Raw genomic sequence first — 20,869 nt, 5'->3', positions numbered from 1 at the left:
GGCGATGCGTTCACGCCGCCAGGCGTTTTTCGATCGCGTCCCAGATCAGGCCCGCGGTGTCGGTGCCGTTGAAGCGGTCGATCGCAACGATCCCGGTCGGGCTGGTGACGTTGATCTCGGTCAGCCACTTGCCGCCGATCACGTCGATCCCGACGAAGACCAGCCCGCGGCGCTTGAGTTCAGGCGCCATGGCGGCGCAGATTTCCTCCTCGCGCGGCGTCAGCCCGGCGGCCTCGGCATAGCCGCCCTGCGCGAGGTTTGAGCGGAACTCGCCCTCGCCAGGCTTGCGGTTGATCGCCCCGGCGAATTCGCCATCGACCAGCACGATCCGCTTGTCGCCCTGCGAAACCTCGGGGAGGAAAGGCTGGACCATATGCGGCTCGGGCCAGGTCTGGTTGAAGACCTCGAACAGCGCGGACAGATTGGTTCCGTCCTCGTCGATCAGGAAGATCGCCTTGCCGCCATTGCCGTGCAGCGGCTTGACCACCACCGCGCCGTGCTTGGCGTGGAAGGCGCGCACATCCTCGAGGCTGCGCGCCACCAGCGTCGGCGGCATGAATTGCGCATAATCGAGCACGAACATCTTTTCGGGCGCGTTGACCACCTCGCGCGGGTCGTTGACCACCAGCGTCTCGCCGCGCAGCCGGTCGAGGATCAGCGCGGCGCTGATATAGCCCAGATCGAAGGGCGGATCCTGCCGCATAAGCACGACGTCGACATCGCGAGCGAGATCGATCCGGCGCCGTTCCTCCATGGTGAAGTGATCGCCCTCGACCCGCTGGACCGTCACCGGCGCGCCATGTGCCGTGATTTTCCCGCGCGCGCTGCCATCGCTTTCCCAGGCGAGCGTGCCGACATCGTAATGCATCAGCGAATGCCCCCGCGCCTGCGCCGCTTCCATCAGCGCGAACGATGAATCGCCGGCGATCTTGATCGATTCCATCGGGTCCATCTGGACGGCGACGCGTAGGCTCATGGGGATTACCTCGGATATGGCGGATCGGGGCGGCGCAGCCTCACGGCTGCCAGGCGTTGGTGATGTGGCGTGGCAGGCTGCCCGGCGCAAGGAGGATCACGTCGATGCGGATGTCGTCGCCCTCCCCGGCATACTCATGCGCGACGCATTCCACCGCCGCCGCGACGCGGCTCAGGCGATATTCGTCGATCGCGTGGTCGAGCTCGGCCCTGCTGCGGCGGTATTTGACCTCGACGAAGGCGACCAGCGATCCACGCCTGGCGATCAGGTCGATCTCGCCGCGCGGTGTTTTCACCCGGCTCGCGAGGATGCGCCAGCCCTTCGCCCGCAGCCAGAGGCCTGCGCGTCTTTCTCCCTCGCGCCCGCTCCGCTCGGCGCGCTGGCGCTTCATCCGCGCTTGAGCTCCATCGCGCGGGCATAGAGCAGCTTGCGGTCGAGCCCGGTGGACTTCGCGACCTGTGCCACCGCCTGAGAAGCCTTGCTGGTCTCGAGCGCGGCGAGCAGTAGCGCATCGGCATCAGCCGCGCTCGCTTGCCGCTGCTCCAGCGGCGGCCCGATCAGCAGTACGATCTCGCCCCGGGGGGGATGCGCCTCGAACCAGGCGATCAGTCCGTCGGCGAGCCCGCGGCGCAATTCCTCGTGCATTTTGGTCAGCTCGCGCGCCACCGCGATCTCACGATCGGGGAGTATTTCACCAATCGCCGCGAGCGATTTGGTCAGCCGCGGCGCGGTTTCGTAGAAGATCAGCGTGCAGTCGATCACCGCCAATTCGGCCAGAACGTCGCGCCGGGCCTTGTCCTTGCTGGGCAGGAAGCCGGCGAACAGGAAACGGTCGTTGGGCAGGCCCGAGACGCTCAGTCCGGCGATCGCGGCGCAGGCGCCGGGCAGCACGGTGACCGCAATGCCTTCGGCACGGCAATCATTGACCAGCCGATAGCCCGGGTCGGAGACGAGCGGGGTGCCCGCATCGCTGACCAGCGCGACCGCGCGGCTGCGCATCGAGTCCACCAGTCGCCCGCGGTCGCGGTGCTCGCTGTGATCGTCGTAGCGCCACATTGGCTTGGAGATGCCAAGATGCTTCATCAGCTTGCCGGTTACGCGCGTGTCCTCGCAGGCGACGCCATCGCAGCGCCGCAGCACATCGGCGGCGCGCATGGTGATATCCCCGAGATTGCCAATCGGGGTCGCAACGATATAGAGCCCGGGTTCAAGAGGTTCGGGCACAGAGGATGCGGTTTCGCTCACGGCGAACCCATGAACCAGCAATGAGGGACGCGGCAAGGATGAAGCGCTTTACAATCACCCGTCGGCAGATCGCCGTCACCGGCCTTGCGGCATTGCTGGGCGCCTGCTCGATCATTCCCAAGAGCGGCGAACCGGTCAGCCGTCCGGTCGAGACCCCGACCCCGATGCCCAGCGCGACCGCGCTGCCCGACGACCAGACCCATCACCGTATCGCGCTGCTGGTGCCGATGTCGGGCCAGAACGGCGCGGTCGGCCAGTCGATCGCCAACGCCGCGACCATGGCGCTGCTCGATACCGACGCCGGCAATCTGCGCATCACCACCTACGATACGTCGGGCGACGCGCGCGACGCGGCGCGCCGGGCAGTGGCGGATGGCAACAAGCTGATCCTGGGCCCGCTGATGGGCGACAATGTCGGCGCGGTACTGGCCGAAGCGCGGCCCGCGGATGTGCCGCTGATCTCGTTCTCCAACGATGCGACCATCGCCTCGCCCGATGTCTTCGTCATGGGGCACATTCCGGAGCAATCGATCCGTCGTTCGGTGCAATATGCGCGCAGCCAGGGTGCGCGCGATTTCGCGGTGATCGCGCCCGACGGCGAATACGGCCGCCGCGCCGAGGCGGCGTTGCAGGGCGCGGTCCAATCCTATGGCGGGCGGGTGACCGGTGCCGAACGCTATGCGCGCGGCAACACCTCGATCATGTCGGCCGCCGACCGGCTGCGCAGCCGAGGCGGCTACGACACCGTGCTGATCGCCGATTCCCCGCGGCTGGCGCAACAGGCGGGAGTGCGCGTGGGCGGCCAGGACACGCGCATCCTCGGGACCGAATTGTGGAGCGGCGAAGTGGCGGTCACCCGTGCCCCGGCCTTGCGCGGCGCAATCTTCTCCGCCGTTTCGGACAATCGCTATCGCCGCTTCGTCGATAGCTACGAGGCGCGCTTCGGCGGCCAGCCCTATCGGATTTCGACCCTCGGCTACGACGCGGTGCTGCTGGCGCTGCGGGTGGCGCAGGACTGGCGCGTTGGCCGCGACTTCCCCACCGCGAACCTGCGCGACCGCGGCGGCTTCCTCGGTCTCGACGGCGCCTTCCGTTTCCAGCGCGACGGGGTTGTCGAGCGCAGCTTCGAAGTGCGCGAGGTCCGCGATGGCGAAGTGGTGATCGTCGATGCCGCGCCGACCCGCTTCGAGGACTGAGCGCCCCCATCCTTGAGGGCCAACACTGACGATAAGACCGTGCCTTCGCTTGCCGCCGGGGAATCGCGCGCGATATAGCGGCCGAATGTCTGACGATCTGTTCGAAAACACCCCCGCCTCCAGCGGCGATTACGACGCATCCTCGATCGAGGTGCTCGAAGGGCTCGAGCCGGTCCGGCGGCGCCCGGGCATGTATATCGGCGGGGTCGACGACCGCGCGCTGCACCATCTCGTCGCCGAAGTGCTCGACAACGCGATGGACGAGGCGGTCGCGGGGCACGCCACGCGGATCGAATTGCGGCTCGACGAGGACAACCGTGTCACGGTCGCCGACAACGGCCGCGGCATTCCGGTGGCCGAACACCCCAAATATCCCGGCAAGTCGACGCTCGAGGTGATCCTCTCGACCCTGCATTCGGGCGGCAAGTTCTCGGGCAAGGCCTATGCCACCAGCGGCGGACTGCACGGCGTCGGGATCAGCGTGGTCAATGCGCTATCGAGCCACACCCGCGTCGAGGTTGCGCGCGACCGGCAGCTTTATGCGCAGGAATTCGCGCGCGGGGAATCGCTCGGGCCGATCGAAGAGCTCGGCCCCACCCCCAACCGCCGCGGCACCACCGTTGCCTTCACCCCCGACACGCAGATTTTCGGCGACCGCTCCTTCAGCGCCAAGCGGTTGTTCAAGCTCACCCGCTCCAAGGCGTATCTCTTCGCCGGGGTCGAGATCCGTTGGAAATGTGCTGCCAGTCTCGCCAGCGACGAGGTGCCCGAGGAAGCGGTGTTCAAATTCCCCGGCGGGCTCTCCGACCATCTCGCCGAGCAGATCGGCGAGCGCCCCTGCGTCACCGCGCAGCCGTTTGCCGGTCGCCACGATTTCGCCGCGGGCGAGGACGGCATCTCGCAGGGCCGCGCCGAATGGGCGATCGCCTGGCCGCTCTATTCCGACGGCTCGACCAGCTGGTATTGCAACACCGTTCCCACCCCCGATGGCGGCACCCATGAACAGGGACTCCGCGCCGCGCTGGCCAAGGGCTTGCGTGCCTTCGGCGAGCTGACCGGGACCAAGAAAGCCAAGGACATCAGCGCCGACGACGTGATGACCGGCGCCGAGGTGATGCTCAGCGTCTTCATCCGCGAACCGCAGTTCCAGAGCCAGACCAAGGACCGGCTGACTTCGCCCGAGGCGGCGCGGCTGGTCGAGAACGCGATGCGCGACCATTTCGACCATTTCCTCTCGGACAATATGGAGCGCGGCAAGGCGCTGCTCGGCGAGGTGATGGAGCGGATGGACGAGCGCCTGCGCCGCAAGCAGGAACGCGAGATCAAGCGCAAGACCGCGACCAATGCCAAGAAGCTGCGGCTGCCCGGCAAGCTCACCGATTGCTCGGGCGAGACCGATGCCGAGACCGAGCTGTTCATCGTCGAGGGCGACAGCGCCGGCGGCAGCGCCAAACAGGCGCGCAACCGCAAGACGCAGGCGATCCTGCCGATCCGCGGCAAGATCCTCAACGTCGCCAGCGCCAGCGCCGACAAAATCCGCGCCAATGCCGAGATCGCCGATCTGACGCTGGCGATGGGCTGCGGGGTGCGCAAGGACTGCGACCCGGGCTCGCTGCGCTACGATCGTATCATCATCATGACCGATGCCGATGTCGACGGCGCGCATATTGCGACGCTGCTGATGACCTTCTTCTTTCAGGAGATGACCGAGATCGTGCGCGGCGGGCACCTGTTCCTCGCGCAGCCGCCGCTCTACCGGCTGACCGCTGGCAAGGAGAGCCGCTACGCGCGCGACGACGAACACCGCGCCGAACTCGAGGCCACGGTGTTCAAGGGCAAGAAGGTCGATGTCGGGCGGTTCAAGGGCCTGGGCGAGATGAACCCGCAGCAATTGCGCGAGACGACCATGAGCCCCGACAGCCGCAGTCTCATTCGCATCACCCTGCCGACCGAGTTCGAGGACCGCGCGGTGGTCAAGGAACTGGTCGACCATCTGATGGGCCGCAACCCTGAGCACCGCTTCAACTTCATCCAGAACCGGGCCGGTGAACTCGACAAGGAATTGATCGACGCCTAGATTTAGGGCACTCGGTCGCTGCTCCCGAGCCGGCAATAGGATCCGTTGTCGCTGACAGGCGCGTCGTTCACGCCCGAGCTCTCCAATTGCTGTCGGTAACTCATCCAGGATCGCGATCCGAACTCTGCGATGTACCGGGTCGGCAGGATCCTGATTTCGCCTGACTGTTGGCGCTTCCTGTTCCCTCGCCAGGCGAAAACTCCGCCAGCATCGAGCCCCCGATCGACACTCCAGCGGGTAAAGTTTCGAACATCCGATTCACGCATACCGATCGCCATCAGATTGTCTGCCTGCTCGCGACTGCATTTCTGCGACCAGTAGAGGTAATCATGGACGATCGCTGCACGGCTGTGCCGTCCCCGCCTTCCGATGAAAATGCGAACTCCGGGCGGTATACTGGCGTAATCGGTCACGAAACCGGCCGGTACGACGATCCGTTCGTTGGTGTTTCCGATTTTCCAGACCAGCGGTTCGGTAACGATGCCGAAGTAGTCATCCCTGTCAGGATCAATCTTCGGCGTCGGGATCGTCGCGCAGCCAGCTACGCCAAACATTGCGACTATAAAGAGAATTTTATTTTTCATATTTGCCCCCAAATACTGCTCCAATAAACAGCGATGGGAACAATTTGTCAAATCTCGGCAGTAGTCTGAATATGGAGTGGCCCTTCGAGCGTCCGGTGGACCGGGCATTTATCCGCGATTGCGATGATCTGCGCGCGTTGTTCGCCCGTCAATTCGTCGCCCAGCAGTTCGATCCGCCGTGTCAGCGCCTGGACTCCGGCGGCCCCACCCTCTGCCCGCACGCATTCCGCGCAATCCGCCTCGTGGTCGCGTTCATGCGTCAGCTGGATCGACGCGCCTTCGAAGGGCCAGCCCTTCTTGTCGGCGTACAGTTTCATAGTCATCGCGGTGCAGGTGCCAAGCGCGGCGAGCAGCAGGTCGTAGGGCGTGGGGCCGGTATCGTCGCCACCGTAGCTGCGTGGCTCGTCGGCGAGGAAGCGATGGTCGCGGGTGTGGACCTCGGTCCCGAACTTGCCGTGGCCGGTCTTCACCACCACGCCCTCTTCCGGCATCGGCCAGTCGTCGCGCAGCGGCAGGTAGCGATGCGCCCAGCTGGCGATCATACTCGCGGCGAATTCGGCATCGCGGGCGTCGAGCAGCAGGTGGTCGGCACCCTCGAGGCTGACGAAGCTCTTGGGGTGCTTGGCTGCGCGGAACAGCGCGGATGCATTGTCGACCCCGACGATGGCATCGGTCGGCGAATGCAGCAGCAGCACCGGCTTGCGCAATTTGCCGACCTCGGCGAGCAGATCGGCGTTTTCGATCCGCTCGATGAATTCGCGCCCCAGCCGGAAGGGCCGCCCGCCGATCGACACCTCGCCCTCGCCGGTCTCGCGGATCGCGGCGAGATCGCCCTCGATCCGTTCGAGTACGTGAGGAACGTCCGAAGGCGCACCGATGGTAGCGATCGCGGCGACGTTGTCGGGTCCGATATCCTCCGCCGCAGCCAGCACCGCCGCACCGCCTAGGCTGTGCCCGACCAGCAGCACCGGCTGCTCGAAGCGTTCGACCAGATAGCGCGCCGCCAGCACCAGATCGGCGACATCGGTGGCGAAGCCCGCGCGTCCGAATTCTCCGCCGCTGCCCCCCAGCCCGGTGAAATCGAACCGCAGGCAGGCGATGCCTTCCTTCGAAAGCGCGCGTGCCACCGCCACCGCCGCCTTGCTCTGGCGTGTGCAGGTGAAGCAATGCGCGAACAGCGCGATACCGCGTGTCAGCCCGGTCGGCAGTTCGAGCGAGCCTTCGAGCGCGTGTCCGGCCTCGGTCTGGATCGTGATGGTCTCGGTCGGCATGGGGTCTCCGGTTTCGGGGTCGGTTCGGGCGCAAACCTGTGTGGCGCCCTCTTGCCGCGACGGCTTAGGAAGTCCTGCGCGCGCGGCAACGCAAAAATCTCGCCGTCCGTGTAAGAAAGTCCCGCCGCACCGGACTAAAGGACCATGCAGACGGACAGACACGCTCTCTATGCTAAGGCGGGCAGGCAATTCGCCCCGGCGGTCGCGCGGCTGGCGCGCGCGTTCGAGCGCGACGCCGAGAAGGCGCGCGATCTCGAGCAGGACATTCATTGCGAAATATGGCGCAGCCTCGAGCGTTTCGACGGGCGCTGCAGCCTCAAGACCTGGGTGTTCCGCGTCGCGCACAATGTCGCCGCCGAGCATGTCGCGCATGCGCTGCGCCAACCGGCGAAAATGGGGATCGAGGAGATCGACGAATTCCTCGTCCAGAGCGGATCGGAAGCGCAGGCCGCCGAGGCGCACGCTCTCGACCGGGTCGCCGAACTGATCCGCCGCCTTCCCGCGCTCGATGCGCAGCTCATCCTGCTGTGGCTCGAGGGCGAGGCCGGACAGGACATTGCCGATATCACCGGGCTTTCGCCGGGCGCGGCGACGACCCGGCTTCACCGCATCCGCGTGCAGCTCGCGCACCATTTCGAACTTCCCCCAGAAACAGGAGACGAGCGATGAGCAAACCCGGACTTGACGGCTGGGCCGCGCTGGCCGGCGATGCCCATTTCGCCGCCCCCGACGCCTGCACGGCGCGCGCCACCCGCTTCGAGCGCGTGATCCGGCGACGCAACGGCATCGAATATGCCGCCGGGGTGCTGGTGATCGCGCTGTTCGGCGCGGGTGCCATCGCCGCATTCGCAATTGGGGAATGGCTGCTGGCGCTCGGTCCGCTGCTGGTGATCGCGGGGGCGCTGGTGCTGATGTGGAATCTGCATCGCCGCGGCTCCAACCTCGAACGGCACCCCGAAGACAGCTGCGTCGCGCATCTGAGGCGCCAGCTTGCGCATCAGAGCGTCGCGCTGCGCTCGGTCCCGGTCTGGTATATCGGGCCGCTGGTTCCCGGGGTGTTGGTCTTTTTCGGAACGGTGACCTTCAAGGTCGCGCAGCAGGCGGGCTGGTCGGTCGCGCTCTCGGGAATCGCCGGGCCCGCTTCGGGAGCGCTGGGCATTTTCGCCGCGGTGATCGCACTCAACCGGTGGGCGGCCAGCCGCCTCGACCGCCAGATTGCCGACCTCGACAGCCTGATCCGCCATGGGTGAGCCCGCAAGCTTGAGCCACCCGAATTCCCCGCTACGATATCGCAATGAAGGAGTATTCGCATGAAATTTCTTGCCCCCGCCCTTTTCTCGCTTGGCCTTGCCCTCGCCCCTGTCGTTCCGCTCGCGGCGCAGGAGATGGCGATGGATGAGCCGGCCCAGGCCAGTATGCTCGAGCAGCGCACCGCGCAGGTGGTGGAGCTGATCAACGGCACGCTCGTCCCCGAGGAGGCGATGGCCGACACATTCCTGCAAAGCGTTTCGGCCGAGCAGCTCAAGATCATCGGCAGTCAACTGACGGGCCAGTTCGGCCAGGCGCTGTCGGTCGAATCGATCGAGGCGGTCAGCCCCACCCGCGCCGCAATCACCATCCGCATGGAACGCGCGCTGGCGAGCGGCGGGATCGCGATCCAGGCCGAAGCGCCGGGCAAGATTACCGAACTGCTCTTCCAGTCCTTCGAGCCGCTCGACGACAGCGCGGACAAGGTCACCGCCGATCTCACCGCCCTGCCCGGCAGCGCCGCGGTCTGGTTCGGCCCGCTCGAGGGTGAGCCCGCTTTCGCCTTCGGCGATCCGCAGCAGCCCTATGCGCTGGGCTCGACCTTCAAGCTCTATATCCTCTCGGCGCTGGATCGCGCGGTGCAGGAAGGACGGCTGGACTGGGACGATGTCGTCACGCTGGGCGACAAGAGCTTTCCCAGCGGCATCACGCAGAACTGGCCCGATGGCGCGCCGCTGACGCTGCACACCGCGGCCACGCTGATGATCTCGATCAGCGACAACACTGCCACCGACCTGCTGATCGACGCCGTCGGACGCGAGGCGATCGAAGCGGAGATGCGCGCGACCGGTCATTCGGCGCCTGAACTTTCGACCCCCTTCCTCAAGACGATCGAGATGTTCGTGCTCAAGGGCGGCGGTCAGGGCGCGGCCTATGCGCAGGCGGACGAAGCGGGGCGCCGCGCCATCCTCGCGCAGCTGGACACAACCGGCGCCGATCCCGCTCCGATCCTCGCTGTCTTTGCGGGCGGAACCCCGGTGATGATCGACAGCATCGAATGGTTCGCCAGCATGGAAGACGAGCGCAGGCTGATGCGGCGGCTCGCCGAGACCGAGGACGACACCGCGCGGCAAATCATGGCGGTGAACACCGCGCTGGACGACGGCGCCCGGGCGGACTGGAGCTATGTCGGCTACAAGGGTGGCTCGGAGCCGGGCGTGCGCAACCTAAGCTGGCTGCTGCGCGACGAGGCGGGGACCTGGTACATGCTGGCGCTTAGCTGGAACAATCCCGCTGCCGAGACCGACACCACGACCCTGCTGGCGATCGCCCAGCGGATCCTCGCGCTGCCCCGGTAACGCGCACCCTTGCCCCGACGCGGCTGCATCCCTAACCGGGTTGCAAATCGCAATCTGACAATTTCGGGGAATATGATGACGAAGCGCTTCGAAGGCACCCAGAACTACATCGCCACCGACGATCTCAAGGTCGCGGTCAACGCCGCAGTGACGCTGCGGCGGCCGCTGCTGGTCAAGGGCGAGCCGGGGACGGGCAAGACGGTGCTGGCGGAAGAAGTCGCCAAATCGCTGCGCGCGCCGCTGATCGAGTGGAACGTCAAATCGACCACCAAGGCGCAGCAGGGCCTCTACGAATACGATGCCGTCGCCCGGCTGCGCGATGGCCAGCTCGGCGACGAGCGGGTTCACGACATTGCCAACTACATCAAGAAGGGCAAGCTGTGGGAAGCCTTCACCGCGCCCGAGCTGCCGGTGCTGCTGATCGACGAAATCGACAAGGCCGATATCGAGTTTCCCAACGATCTGCTGCAGGAACTCGATCGCATGAGTTTCGATGTCTACGAGACGCATGAGACGATCACCGCCGCCGAGCGTCCGATCGTGATCATTACCTCGAACAACGAGAAGGAACTGCCCGACGCCTTCCTGCGCCGCTGCTTCTTCCACTATATCAAATTCCCCGATCGCGACACGATGCGGGAGATCATCGAGGTCCACTTCCCCGATATCCAGAAGACGCTCGTCACCAAGGCGATGGACATGTTCTACGAACTGCGCGAGGTCCCCGGGCTCAAGAAGAAGCCCAGCACCAGCGAGCTGCTCGACTGGCTCAAGCTGCTGCTCAACGAGGACATGCCGCTCGAGGTGCTCCAGGACAGCAACCCCAATTCGGCGATCCCCCCGCTCCACGGCGCGCTGCTCAAGAACGAGCAGGACGTTATGATGTTCGAACGGCTCGCCTTCATGGCACGGCGCAATCCGGGCTAGTTCTTGCCCGATCAGTCGATCGAATAGGCGACTTCGAAATCCCCCCAGCGGCGGCCCTGGATGGTCATCGGCACATAGACGTTGCGCACTACGCGATAGGTCCTACCGTCGCCTTCCTGGCGATAGACCGCCATCATGTAGGGTGCGAAGCTGCGCTTGGCCTTCTGGTCGATCGGTTCGAGGATCATCCGTCCGTCGCGGCAGAACTCGGTGTCATGGGTGAGATCGCCGGTCGGGGCCCGCGAATGCTTGCTGATATGGGTGGGCAGATAGCCCTTCATGTCGGTGCAGGCGGCTGCCATGATCCGCTCGTCTTCCGCCGGTAGTGCGTCGAGCGCCGGACGCCAGTGGCGGTGCGCCCAGTCCATCAGCCCGGTGCGGAAGCGCGGCGGGTTCGAACCTTCGATCCGGCGATAATCCTGGTCGAACAGCTGTTCGAGCTTCAATTCGCCCTCAGCGATCGCCTCCTCTGCCAGCTTCTCTATCAGCCGCGCCTGGTTCTGCGCCTTTTCGACCATCAGGCCGTCCTGCGGCGAGAGCCCGGCCTGGACCAGGCGGTCGAACATGTCGCTGGCGACCATCTCGAGGTCTTCCATACGGCTGTGCACCGTAGCGAGCTTCTGCTCGTTGCCGTTGGCGGCCTTGTCGAAGCTCTCGAGCACGCCCTGTACCCGCATGACATTGCCGGTCATCATAGCGGTCGCCTTGGCGATCTGGTCGTTCTGGGCATCGACCTCCTGGACCAGATCGGTGACCCCGGTGAGCGTCTGTTCGATGCTGGCGACCGAGTTCTTGGCGTGGCTGCTGGCCTTGGCGCCCTCCTCGATCCGGTCGATCACGGTGGTGGCTTCGGTCCCCAGCGTCTCGATCACTTCGCCGATCTCGTCGGTCGCCTTGCGGGTCTCGCCAGCGAGCGATTTCACCTCGTTGGCGACGACCGCGAAGGTGCGTCCGGCATCGCCCGCACGCATCGCTTCGATGGTGGCGTTCAATGCGAGGATATTGGTGGTCTCGGCGATCTGCGCGATGTCCTTTGAGCAGCGTTTCACCTGGTCCATCGCCGCGGCAAAGCCGGTGACATGGGTCGCAAGCGTCTCGACCATGTCGAGCAGCTTGGTGATCTGCGACAGCGAGGACTGGATCTGGCTGGTGCCCTGCCCCAGCCGCTCGATCGCGCTGGCCGAGAGCAGCCGCGCCTCGTCGCTGGCTTCGGCGACGCGGCGCTGGTCCTTCTCGAGCTCGTGGACCGTGCCCTGCAGTTCGAGATGTTCGGCGCGCAGCACGCCCGAGGTGTCGATCACCGCCTGGACGATACCTGCGACATCGGAGCACCCTACGGTGACCTTGCCACAAGCCTCGGGTATCGAATCAAGCGCGGATGCCCCGCGTGCGTCCAGAGCAGTGCAATCCATGATGAGCCTAATCCCCCGTAATTCGGGGCTGGTCATAATCGCAATGTGTTATCGGCATCTTAAGCATGCGCGCCATCTCCGAAATGTGCGCCGCGAGGCTGGCGCTCCGCTTGGAGCGTCGTTATGCAAGCCATATGTTTTTCGACTTCATGGACGAGCTGCGGGCGGCCGGGATCAAGGCCAGCTTCAAGGAGCACCTCACGCTGCTGGAGGCGCTCGACCGCGAGGTGATCGAGCAGACCCCCGAAGCGTTCTATTATCTCAGTCGCGCGACCTTCGTGAAGGACGAGGGCATGCTCGATCGCTTCGATCAGGTGTTCCAGCGAGTCTTCAAGGGAATCATCTCGGATTACGGCCAGAACCCGGTCGATGTCCCCGAGGACTGGCTCAAATCGGTCGCCGAGAAATTCCTTTCGCCCGAGGAGATGGCCGAGATCGAGAAGCTGGGCGGCTGGGACGAGATCATGGAGACGCTGAAACAGCGGCTCGCCGAACAACAGGAACGCCACGAGGGCGGAAACAAGTGGATCGGCACCGGTGGCACCTCGCCCTTCGGCAATTCGGGCTACAATCCCGAGGGCGTGCGGATCGGCGGCGAGAGCAAGCACAAGCGCGCGCTCAAGGTGTGGGACAAGCGCGAGTTCAAGAATCTCGACAACAGCAAGGAACTGGGCACCCGCAACATCAAGATGGCGCTCCGTAGGCTGCGCCGCTTCGCACGCGAAGGCGCGGCGGACGAATTGGATATCGACGCCACGATCTCGGGCACCGCCAAGCAGGGCTGGCTCGACATCCACATGCGGCCCGAGCGGCACAATGCGGTCAAGCTGCTGCTGTTTCTCGATGTCGGCGGGTCGATGGATCCCTTCATCAAGGTCACCGAGGAGCTGTTCAGCGCGGCGACCAGCGAGTTCAAGAACCTCGAGTTCTTCTACTTCCACAACTGCCTCTACGAAGGCGTGTGGAAGGACAACCGCCGCCGCTGGGCCGAGCGGACCAAGACCTGGGACATCCTCCACAAATACGGCCACGACTACAAGATCGTCTTCGTCGGCGATGCGGCGATGAGCCCCTACGAGATCACCCATCCCGGCGGCAGCGTTGAACACATGAACGAGGAAGCGGGCGCGACCTGGATGAAGCGGGTGACCAACACCTATCCCGCAACCGTCTGGCTCAACCCCGTGCCCGAGAAGCAGTGGAGCTATTCGCAGTCCACCAAGGTGATGAAGCAGCTGGTCAACGATCGGATGTATCCGCTGACGCTCGACGGTCTGGAAGCGGCAACGCGCGAATTGAGCCGCAAGCAGGGGTGAGGTTGCGCGCTTTCCTGGCAGGAAGACGCTGTGAAATCAGAAAGCGTTTGTTCGGCTCTCACCGGGCAAGCTACTTCCGCCTCAACAGCGGGCTCGAAGGAGAAGCAGCCAAAGGCTGGGTTTTCGCGGTGCCGGCGCTGTTCGCTCTAGCGACGCACGCTCCGCTGCCTTTAGTCCTTCCGCTGATTTTCGTCGCCATCCCCGGAATTGCGTATGCCATGTTTGCCCTTGCTGTCGGCTACAAAGCGCACGCCGAATGGGGAGATCGACTGTATGACAAGCATACAAGAAAGCTTCTGCCGACAGAATGCCGCGAGACCGAAAGCGCAACCGCGGCTTTACGGAAGAGACAGGCCGAGCCACGCATTTAGGCGATTTAGGTGGTATCGATGCTTCTCGTCGAAGACTCACCACTCGCTTCCATGACGAATAGCGTCCAACGCCACACCCGCTTCGAGGCGATCCGCCAGCGGCTCGAAGGTTTCGATCCCGGCACCGGCTGGCGGCTCGCGGTGTACGAATTCCTGCTGTTCGGCTTCAAACAGGGTTGGGCGTGCCTGTTCGGCGCGCTGATGCTGGCGCTGCTGCTGGGCACCCATTACCTGTACCCCGCCGATGCGCCGCTCGCGCGCTACGATTTCCTCACGCTCGCGGCGCTGGCGATCCAAGCGGGGATGCTGGGCTTTCGGCTCGAGACCTGGGGTGAGGCCAAGGTCATCCTGATCTTCCACGTCATCGGCACGGTGATGGAGCTGTTCAAGACCGCCGCCGGTTCGTGGATCTACCCCGAGCCGAGCCTGCTGCGGATCGGCGATGTGCCGCTGTTCTCGGGCTTCATGTATGCCGCGGTGGGAAGCTATATCGCGCGGGTGTGGCGGATTTTCGACTTCCGCTACAGCCATTTTCCGCCGCGCTGGGCGGTCTGGTTGCTCGCCGCCGCGATCTACGTCAATTTCTTCGCGCATCACTGGACGGTGGACATCCGCTACCTGCTGTTCGCCGCGACCGCGCTGCTGTTCTGGCGAACGCGGGTTCACTTCCGCAACTGGCGCGAGCACCGCTGGATGCCGCTGCTGCTGGGGTTCTTCCTCGTCGCAGTGTTCATCTGGTTCGCCGAGAACATCAGCACCTTCGCCCGCGCCTGGTCCTATCCGGGGCAGGAAGACGGTTGGGAAATGGTCGGGCTGGCCAAGCTCGGCAGCTGGTTCCTGTTGATGCTGATCAGCTTCGTGCTCGTCAGCCTGGTCCAGCCGATCCGCGGGCCCGAACCGACGAACTAAAGGGCGCGTTCGGCGCAATGGCCGCCGAGGTGCGAATTGAGATGCAAGCAGAATTGGTGTATTCGCCCGCTCAAGGAGAGTAACCATGGGTACACCGATCGTCCTGACCAGCGCGTTCCTGGTCATCGCCGCAGTGGGCCCTGCCCCGGCACAGGACCAGGGCCTGGATGTCGCCCCAATCGGTGCGACCGCCACTTCGAACCACCCCTTGTCTGCCATGCCGTCCTACCAAGAGCCGGCGGTGGCTTGGAAGAACCGTGAGGATGCCGAGATCGACAAGTCGATCTGCCGCGACCGCATTCACAAGGCGCGCGAGCAGATGGGTCAGCCCGAGCTCGATCGCGAACCCGCGACCGGCGACGAAGCGATGGCGATCTGGGCGGTCGATCGCCGCGAGGACGGTTGCGCGGTGCTCGTCGCGATGGGCGATCCCGAGGACATTCGGCCGATCCCGGAGATCGAGGAGCAATTCGGGCTTCGTCCCGCCAAGTAATGTGGCAGGGAAGGCACCGCCTCCCCCTCCCGCTCCCCTTGCCACAGGGCGAACCTGCTAGCCCTTCTGGTCGAGTTCCTCCTGCAAGCGCAGGCTGCAGCGCCAGAAGAAGTACGCCGGGACCAGCCCCAGGAACGCCGCGCCGTAGAGCACATAGCGCACGCTTTCCTCGCCATAGGCGGGTTGCAGCAGGTCCGAGAGCATCCCGAAGAACAGCGGGCCGAGCCCGAGCCCGATCAGGTTCTGGAAGAACAATAGCACCGCAGCAGCAATCGCCCGTGCGCGTAAGGGAACGAGGCCCTGCGCGGCGGAATAGGTCGGACCGTAATAGATCGAATTGCACAGCGTCGGGATGATCAGCAGCACCAGCGCGACCTGCCAGGTCGCGGCCTGATAGGCGAGGAAGGCGATCGGTGCCGCCACCGCCATCGCCACCCCCGGTGCGGTCAGCACATGGCGGCGGTTCTTGGCGCCGAAACGATCCGCGAGATAGCCGCCCAGCCAGGTGCCGAAGATGCCTGCCGCGCCGCTGACGATGCCGAACCAGAAGCCGACCTCGCCGGGAGTCAGCTCATGCGTCCGCTGGAAGAAGATCGTCGTCCAGGTGGTCTTGCCATAGGCGAGGAATGAGGCGGTCGATCCGGCAAGCAGCAGCAGCACGAAGGCGCGCGACTGCATCACCGTGCGCACCGAGACCCACAGCGACATCTCGGGCGCCGGGGTGCGGTGCGCCTCGAGCGCCGCTGCCATCTCCTTGCGCGGTTCGCGCAGCGCGAAATGCACCACCAGTGCCAGCCCCACGCCGGGCAGGCCGACGATCAGAAAGGCCATCCGCCAGCCGACCCAGTCGGCGAGCAGCCCGCCGATCATCATCCCCAGCAAGGTCCCGATGGGGATGCCGAGCGAATAGAAGGCCAGCGCCGAACTGCGCTTCTCGGGCGGGACGAGGTCGCTGATCAGCGAATGCGCCGGCGGGGTGCAGCCGGCCTCCCCGACCCCGACGCCGATCCGCGCGAGCAGCAGCTGGTAGAAATTCTGCGCCAGCCCGCACAGCGCTGTCATCGCCGACCAGGTCGCCAGCGCGATCGCGATCAGCCGCGGGCGGTTGGTGGTGGCGCGGTCGGAATAGCGCGCGATCGGCAGGCCCAGCGCAGTGTAGAACAGCGCGAAGGCGAGCCCGGTCATCAGCCCGATTTGCGTGTCGTTCAGCCCCAGTTCGAGCGCGATCGGCTCGGCGAGGATGTTGACGATCTGGCGATCGATGAAATTGAAGATGTAGACGATCAGCAGGATCCACAAGGTGGCCCTGAGCGAGCTTTGCGTGGTTGTGGATTGCGCGGCTGTCGCCATGGTTCGACCCTCTCCCGATGCGCGGGTCTGCCCGTCGCCGGGAGCGAACCTTCCCTAGTCGCTGTCCCGCGTCAACCGGCGATTAGGAGTAGAGGAGTATCGGCGCGATCTGTTCGCACCAGAAGGACTCGTCCGCACTGGCGATCCGGTCCAGATCGCCCGGAATGGCCTGCGGATCGTCGACCCATTCGCGCAAGGAAGGCCCACCGTTGATCACGTCTATCGCGAGCCGTTCGAGCTCGTACTCGTAGGGAAAATCGCGCCACAGATCGTAATCGCGGTGGAGTGTACGGATCGCCTTGAAGGCGAGCGCCTGCAGCCGCCAGGGCCGGAAGGCGGCGTGGTCGTATTGCGGCCCCTCGGCGTGGATCATCAGCGCAGCGCACAGCTGATCCGCGTGCTTGTGGAAGGTCGGGGTGAACCAGCAGGGGCGCACGGTGCAGCCCGCCATCCAGTCGGGGGCGAGCTTGCGCATCGTCGCCAGCACCGCGCCGGCGTCGAGATCGGGCGCGCCGAACAGCACTTCGAGCGGGCGCGTGGTGCCGCGCCCTTCGCTCAGATTGGTGCCCTCGAGCATGACCGTGCCCGCATAGGCGCGCGCCATATTGACGTTGGCGGCATTGGGCGAAGGATTGATCCAGATGCGGTCCTCGGGCCAGCCATGACCCAAACCCGCAGGCTGCCAGCCCTCCATCTCCACCACGCGGTAATCGACATCGAGACCGAAGCGTTCGATGAACCAGTGCCCCATCTCGCCCATCGTCAGCCCGTGCCGCATCGGCATCTCGGCCGCGCCGACGAAGCTTTCCTGCCCCGGTACCAGCAGCGTTCCCTCGACCGGTCGGCCCGCCGGATTGGGGCGATCGAGCACCCAGACTTCCTTGCCGTGCCTGGCCGCTTCCTCGAGCAGGTAGAGCAGCGTGGTGACGAAAGTGTAGATCCGGCAGCCCAGGTCCTGCAGGTCGAACAGGAACACATCGGCGCTGGACATCATCTGTCCGGTCGGACGGCGGACCTCGCCATAGAGGCTGAACACCGGGATTCCGTAGACCGGGTCGGTCTCGTCGCCGGTCTCGACCATATTGTCCTGCTTGTCGCCCTTCAGGCCATGCTGCGGGCCGAAGGCGCTGGTGACGTTGACCCCCGCCGCGATCAGCGAGTCGAGCGAGTGCGTGAGGTCCGCGGTCACCGAGGCAGGATGCGCGACGAGCGCGACGCGTTTGCCCTCAAGGGGGCGGCGCAGGGCGGGGTCGGCGAGCAGCCGGTCGATACCGAATTTCATCCTCACCGGTTGTATCAAGGGGGCAACAAAGGCAAAGGTTTTTCCAACGGGGGAACCCCCGCGGCTAAGGCTTGATGTTGCATCATGGATATCGACTGGACCCCTGCCCTCATCGGTGCCGCCTGGGCGATCGTGCTGGGCGGTGCGGGCGGTCTGCTGACCGAGATCGGCGACTGGTACCGCAACCTCGAAAAACCCAGCTGGCAGCCGCCCGACTGGCTGTTCGGCCCCGCCTGGACGGTGATCCTCGGGCTCGCCGGGTGGAGCTTCTACCTTGCCTGGACCAACGCCCCGGCACCCGGCGACCGGATGCTGATCGGCGTGCTGTTCGGAGTGAACTTCTTCGCGCATCTCGCCTGGTCGCCGCTGTTTTTCGTGGCGAAACGGCCCGACTGGGCGCTGCGCGAGGTCGTGCTGCTGTGGCTGTCGGTCCTGGCGCTGGTGGTGGGCCTCGCGCCCTATTCCGACCTCGCCGCCTGGCTCAACGTGCCGTATATTTCTTGGGTAACCTTCGCGACGCTGCTCAACCGCAAGATCGTCCAGCTCAACGGCCCGTTCAAGCGGGTCTAGCGCTCGGTTTCGAGAGCCAGAATGAAACCATCGGGATGGTGGAAATCGGGCTTGTCGGCGGGGTGCGCAAGCGCCCAGTAGCTCTTCGTCCCCCCGTCCTCCTCCAGTACCGTGCTTGGCGCGAAAGCGGCGGGCAGTTCCGGTAGTCCGCGCAAGGGTATCGCTGCATCGAAAAGCGAGAAGGCCGAGCCCGCGCGCCAGGCGCAGACCGGTGCGTGCGGCAGATCGCGCCCCCGCATACCCTCGCGATAATCGCTGAAATCATACGCCGCCCAGCGCTCCGACGGCGAGAGATTGAACTCGGAATAACCCGGCCCCGCGCCATGCCGCACGAACAGCTCGAAACAGGTCGCCTGCCACAATCCGTCCGCCCGGCCCCGCCCCGCCAGCCTTGGGACCGCCAGTTCGCCCTTGCCCGAAACCCGCCAGCGCAGCGTCAGCCAGTGCGCGCTCACCTGACACGAAAAGCGCACCTGCCACTCGCCCTCAGGCGGGCTCGCGGGATGCGGCGTCAAATCAATCTGTTGCACCCCGGCTCCCCCATGCTAGCGCGCTGACCATCATGACCAGCTACACATCCCAACTGATGCGCCTGCTCGACGAGCGCGGCTATATCCACCAGGCGACCGATGCCAAGGCCCTCGATGCGCTCGCCACCGGGCAGGTCGTGCCCGGCTATATCGGTTTCGACGCCACCGCGCCCAGCCTTCATGTCGGCAGCCTGGTGCAGATCATGATGCTGCGCCGCCTCCAGCAGGCCGGGCACAAGCCGATCGTGGTGATGGGCGGCGGCACCACCAAGATCGGCGACCCTTCCGGCAAGGACGAGGGCCGCCGGATGCTGACCTCGGAGATGATCGCGGACAACATCGCCTCCATCCGCAGCGTCTTCGAACGGCTGCTGACCTTCGGGGACGGCCCGAGCGATGCGGTGATGGTCGACAATGACGAATGGCTGGGCGAGCTCGGCTATATCGAGCTGCTGCGCGATGTCGGGCCGCATTTCACCGTCAACCGGATGCTGACCTTCGATTCGGTCAAGCTGCGGCTCGAGCGCGAACAGCCGCTGACCTTCCTCGAATTCAACTACATGATCCTCCAGGCCTACGACTTCCTCGAACTGGCGCGGCGCTACGACTGCCGCTTGCAGATGGGCGGCAGCGACCAGTGGGGCAATATCGTCAACGGCATGGAGCTGGGCCGACGGATGGAGGGGCGCGAACTGTTCGGGCTGACCACCCCGCTCTTGACCACCGCCGACGGCGCCAAGATGGGCAAGACCGCCTCGGGCGCGGTCTGGCTCAACGAGGCGCAACTGCCCGGCTACGATTTCTGGCAATATTGGCGCAATGTCGACGACCGCGATGTCGGCCGCTTCCTCAAGCTGTTCACCGACCTTCCGCTCGACGAGATCGCACGGCTAGAGGCGCTCGAAGGGAGCGAGATCAACGCCGCCAAGATCGTCCTCGCCAATGCGGTGACCACGCTGGTGCGCGGACCCGAGGCTGCCGCCCTCGCCGAAACCACGGCTTCCGAAACCTTCGCCGGCGGCGGGCTAGGCGAGGATCTCCCCATGCTCCAGCTCGGCCCCGAAGGCATGCGGATCGGCGCCGCTTTGACCGAATTGGGCTTCACCGCCTCCAATGGCGAGGCCAAGCGCAAGCTGGCCGAAGGCGCGGTCAAGCTCGATGGCGTGACGCTCGACGATGTCGGCTATCTGCTCACTCTGGCACCCGGTAGCGAGGCGCGACTGAGCCTTGGCAAGAAGAAGCATGCGATACTCCGGGGCTGACTTGCGTCAGGGCGCTTGAATCCGGTCGGTTCGCGGGTGCAGCTTTACCAATTGTCAGCCTTTGCGCTGCAATATGTCGGACCACAGCGAAAACGGAGGATTGGCTATCATGGGTGCCGGAGCTCAGCTCAGCGTCACCGACCAGCGGCGCATGGCGCGCCATCCAGTCGATCACCCCGTGATCGCGGAGCATTTCCGCGCCGGCGACGTGCGGATGCATGTCTCGAACATCTCCGCCACCGGCTTCATGATCGACGATGCCAACGAACTGGCGCGTGGCGACCGGGTGATCATCCGCCTGCCGATCGTCGGCCGGATCGAGGCCTATTGCATCTGGATGCGCGACAACCGCGCGGGTTTCCAGTTCGAGCGGATCATTCGCCCCGACGATTTCCTCGCCATGATCGACGAGCTCCAGCCCAATCCGCGGCTGCGCCGCACCCGCTGACACCTGAACGTCGCACCGAAATGCGATGATTTAGCCGCTGGGAG

At 65.2% G+C, this 20,869-nt stretch carries 22 protein-coding genes; 13 read left to right on the top strand and 9 right to left on the bottom strand.

Annotated features, from left to right (window positions below; genetic code table 11):
* Nucleotides 1-10 precede the first annotated feature (10 nt).
* The 3 genes from gshB to rsmI are packed head-to-tail and all read right to left on the bottom strand — an operon-like array spanning nt 11 to nt 2,221.
* Complete coding sequence (gene gshB / locus ACWIKC_RS06785; RefSeq protein WP_454599351.1) at nt 11-976, bottom strand: glutathione synthase; 966 nt, start codon at nt 974-976, stop codon at nt 11-13.
* A 40-nt stretch (nt 977-1,016) separates the two neighbouring features.
* Nucleotides 1,017-1,367: a YraN family protein gene (locus ACWIKC_RS06780; RefSeq protein ID WP_454599350.1), complete on the bottom strand. Its 351-nt coding sequence runs from the start codon at nt 1,365-1,367 to the stop codon at nt 1,017-1,019.
* On the bottom strand, nt 1,364-2,221 hold the full coding sequence (gene rsmI, locus ACWIKC_RS06775) for a 16S rRNA (cytidine(1402)-2'-O)-methyltransferase (protein ID WP_454599349.1): 858 nt from the start codon (nt 2,219-2,221) through the stop codon (nt 1,364-1,366). Before rsmI ends, ACWIKC_RS06780 begins: the two co-directional genes overlap by 4 nt.
* 38 nt (nt 2,222-2,259) lie before the next feature.
* Here rsmI and ACWIKC_RS06770 point away from each other — a divergent pair, with 38 nt between their 5' ends.
* Together ACWIKC_RS06770 and parE are read left to right on the top strand one after the other, a co-directional pair.
* Nucleotides 2,260-3,417, top strand: coding sequence for a penicillin-binding protein activator (locus ACWIKC_RS06770; protein ID WP_454599348.1), 1,158 nt, complete (start codon nt 2,260-2,262; stop codon nt 3,415-3,417).
* Nucleotides 3,418-3,502: 85 nt separating this feature from the next.
* A complete protein-coding gene (gene parE, locus ACWIKC_RS06765) occupies nt 3,503-5,494 on the top strand; it encodes a DNA topoisomerase IV subunit B (RefSeq protein WP_454599347.1) in 1,992 nt (663 codons plus the stop codon).
* A 2-nt stretch (nt 5,495-5,496) separates the two neighbouring features.
* Here parE and ACWIKC_RS06760 read toward each other — a convergent pair whose 3' ends face one another.
* Nucleotides 5,497-6,078 carry a DUF1353 domain-containing protein gene (locus ACWIKC_RS06760; protein ID WP_454599346.1) on the bottom strand — a complete coding sequence of 194 codons (582 nt, stop codon included), beginning with the start codon at nt 6,076-6,078 and terminating at the stop codon, nt 5,497-5,499.
* Between the two features lie 47 nt (nt 6,079-6,125).
* Nucleotides 6,126-7,349: a bifunctional alpha/beta hydrolase/OsmC family protein gene (locus ACWIKC_RS06755; RefSeq protein WP_454599345.1), complete on the bottom strand. Its 1,224-nt coding sequence runs from the start codon at nt 7,347-7,349 to the stop codon at nt 6,126-6,128.
* A 144-nt stretch (nt 7,350-7,493) separates the two neighbouring features.
* On the opposite strand from ACWIKC_RS06755, the gene ACWIKC_RS06750 reads away from it, so the two are divergent.
* The 4 genes from ACWIKC_RS06750 to ACWIKC_RS06735 all read left to right on the top strand — a co-directional run bounded on the left by ACWIKC_RS06750 (nt 7,494) and on the right by ACWIKC_RS06735 (nt 10,882).
* Nucleotides 7,494-8,018 carry an RNA polymerase sigma factor gene (locus ACWIKC_RS06750; RefSeq protein ID WP_454599344.1) on the top strand — a complete coding sequence of 175 codons (525 nt, stop codon included), beginning with the start codon at nt 7,494-7,496 and terminating at the stop codon, nt 8,016-8,018.
* A complete protein-coding gene (locus ACWIKC_RS06745) occupies nt 8,015-8,599 on the top strand; it encodes a hypothetical protein (protein ID WP_454599343.1) in 585 nt (194 codons plus the stop codon). Before ACWIKC_RS06750 ends, ACWIKC_RS06745 begins: the two co-directional genes overlap by 4 nt.
* A gap of 60 nt (nt 8,600-8,659) precedes the next feature.
* Nucleotides 8,660-9,955, top strand: a complete 1,296-nt coding sequence (locus ACWIKC_RS06740) for a serine hydrolase (RefSeq protein WP_454599342.1) — start codon at nt 8,660-8,662, stop codon at nt 9,953-9,955.
* Nucleotides 9,956-10,030: 75 nt separating this feature from the next.
* Entirely contained in the window at nt 10,031-10,882 is an 852-nt protein-coding gene (locus ACWIKC_RS06735) for an AAA family ATPase (protein ID WP_454599341.1), read from the top strand.
* A gap of 11 nt (nt 10,883-10,893) precedes the next feature.
* Here the strand turns inward: ACWIKC_RS06735 and ACWIKC_RS06730 are convergent, their stop codons facing one another.
* Nucleotides 10,894-12,294, bottom strand: a complete 1,401-nt coding sequence (locus ACWIKC_RS06730) for a methyl-accepting chemotaxis protein (RefSeq protein ID WP_454599340.1) — start codon at nt 12,292-12,294, stop codon at nt 10,894-10,896.
* Nucleotides 12,295-12,428: 134 nt separating this feature from the next.
* On the opposite strand from ACWIKC_RS06730, the gene ACWIKC_RS06725 reads away from it, so the two are divergent.
* The 4 genes from ACWIKC_RS06725 (at nt 12,429) to ACWIKC_RS06710 (ending at nt 15,383) form a co-directional block, all read left to right on the top strand.
* On the top strand, nt 12,429-13,610 hold the full coding sequence (locus ACWIKC_RS06725; RefSeq protein WP_454599339.1) for a vWA domain-containing protein: 1,182 nt from the start codon (nt 12,429-12,431) through the stop codon (nt 13,608-13,610).
* Between the two features lie 2 nt (nt 13,611-13,612).
* The gene (locus tag ACWIKC_RS06720; protein WP_454599338.1) at nt 13,613-13,981 is read left to right on the top strand and encodes a hypothetical protein; all 369 of its coding nucleotides are present in this window, start codon (nt 13,613-13,615) and stop codon (nt 13,979-13,981) included.
* A gap of 51 nt (nt 13,982-14,032) precedes the next feature.
* Nucleotides 14,033-14,890 carry a DUF817 domain-containing protein gene (locus ACWIKC_RS06715; protein WP_454599337.1) on the top strand — a complete coding sequence of 286 codons (858 nt, stop codon included), beginning with the start codon at nt 14,033-14,035 and terminating at the stop codon, nt 14,888-14,890.
* Nucleotides 14,891-14,975: 85 nt separating this feature from the next.
* On the top strand, nt 14,976-15,383 hold the full coding sequence (locus ACWIKC_RS06710) for a hypothetical protein (RefSeq protein WP_454599336.1): 408 nt from the start codon (nt 14,976-14,978) through the stop codon (nt 15,381-15,383).
* A 57-nt stretch (nt 15,384-15,440) separates the two neighbouring features.
* Here ACWIKC_RS06710 and ACWIKC_RS06705 read toward each other — a convergent pair whose 3' ends face one another.
* The gene (locus ACWIKC_RS06705; protein WP_454599335.1) at nt 15,441-16,733 is read right to left on the bottom strand and encodes a spinster family MFS transporter; all 1,293 of its coding nucleotides are present in this window, start codon (nt 16,731-16,733) and stop codon (nt 15,441-15,443) included.
* An 82-nt stretch (nt 16,734-16,815) separates the two neighbouring features.
* Nucleotides 16,816-18,015 (bottom strand): exo-beta-N-acetylmuramidase NamZ family protein, encoded by a 1,200-nt coding sequence (locus ACWIKC_RS06700; RefSeq protein WP_454599334.1) that lies wholly within the window; start codon nt 18,013-18,015, stop codon nt 16,816-16,818.
* A gap of 84 nt (nt 18,016-18,099) precedes the next feature.
* Here ACWIKC_RS06700 and ACWIKC_RS06695 point away from each other — a divergent pair, with 84 nt between their 5' ends.
* A complete protein-coding gene (locus ACWIKC_RS06695) occupies nt 18,100-18,585 on the top strand; it encodes a TspO/MBR family protein (protein WP_454599333.1) in 486 nt (161 codons plus the stop codon).
* On the opposite strand, the gene ACWIKC_RS06690 is transcribed toward ACWIKC_RS06695, so the two are convergent.
* Nucleotides 18,582-19,115, bottom strand: a complete 534-nt coding sequence (locus ACWIKC_RS06690; RefSeq protein WP_454599332.1) for a DOMON-like domain-containing protein — start codon at nt 19,113-19,115, stop codon at nt 18,582-18,584. The two genes, ACWIKC_RS06695 and ACWIKC_RS06690, sit on opposite strands and share 4 nt — an antisense overlap.
* Nucleotides 19,116-19,147: 32 nt before the next feature.
* On the opposite strand from ACWIKC_RS06690, the gene tyrS reads away from it, so the two are divergent.
* Both tyrS and ACWIKC_RS06680 read left to right on the top strand, forming a co-directional pair.
* Nucleotides 19,148-20,377: a tyrosine--tRNA ligase gene (gene tyrS, locus ACWIKC_RS06685; protein WP_454599331.1), complete on the top strand. Its 1,230-nt coding sequence runs from the start codon at nt 19,148-19,150 to the stop codon at nt 20,375-20,377.
* Between the two features lie 109 nt (nt 20,378-20,486).
* A complete protein-coding gene (locus tag ACWIKC_RS06680; RefSeq protein ID WP_454599330.1) occupies nt 20,487-20,825 on the top strand; it encodes a PilZ domain-containing protein in 339 nt (112 codons plus the stop codon).
* The last annotated feature ends 44 nt before the right edge of the window (nt 20,826-20,869 follow it).

This window comes from Qipengyuania sp. SM2507 (genome assembly GCF_053714505.1).
This window is presented reverse-complemented; position numbering and strand designations above follow the sequence as displayed.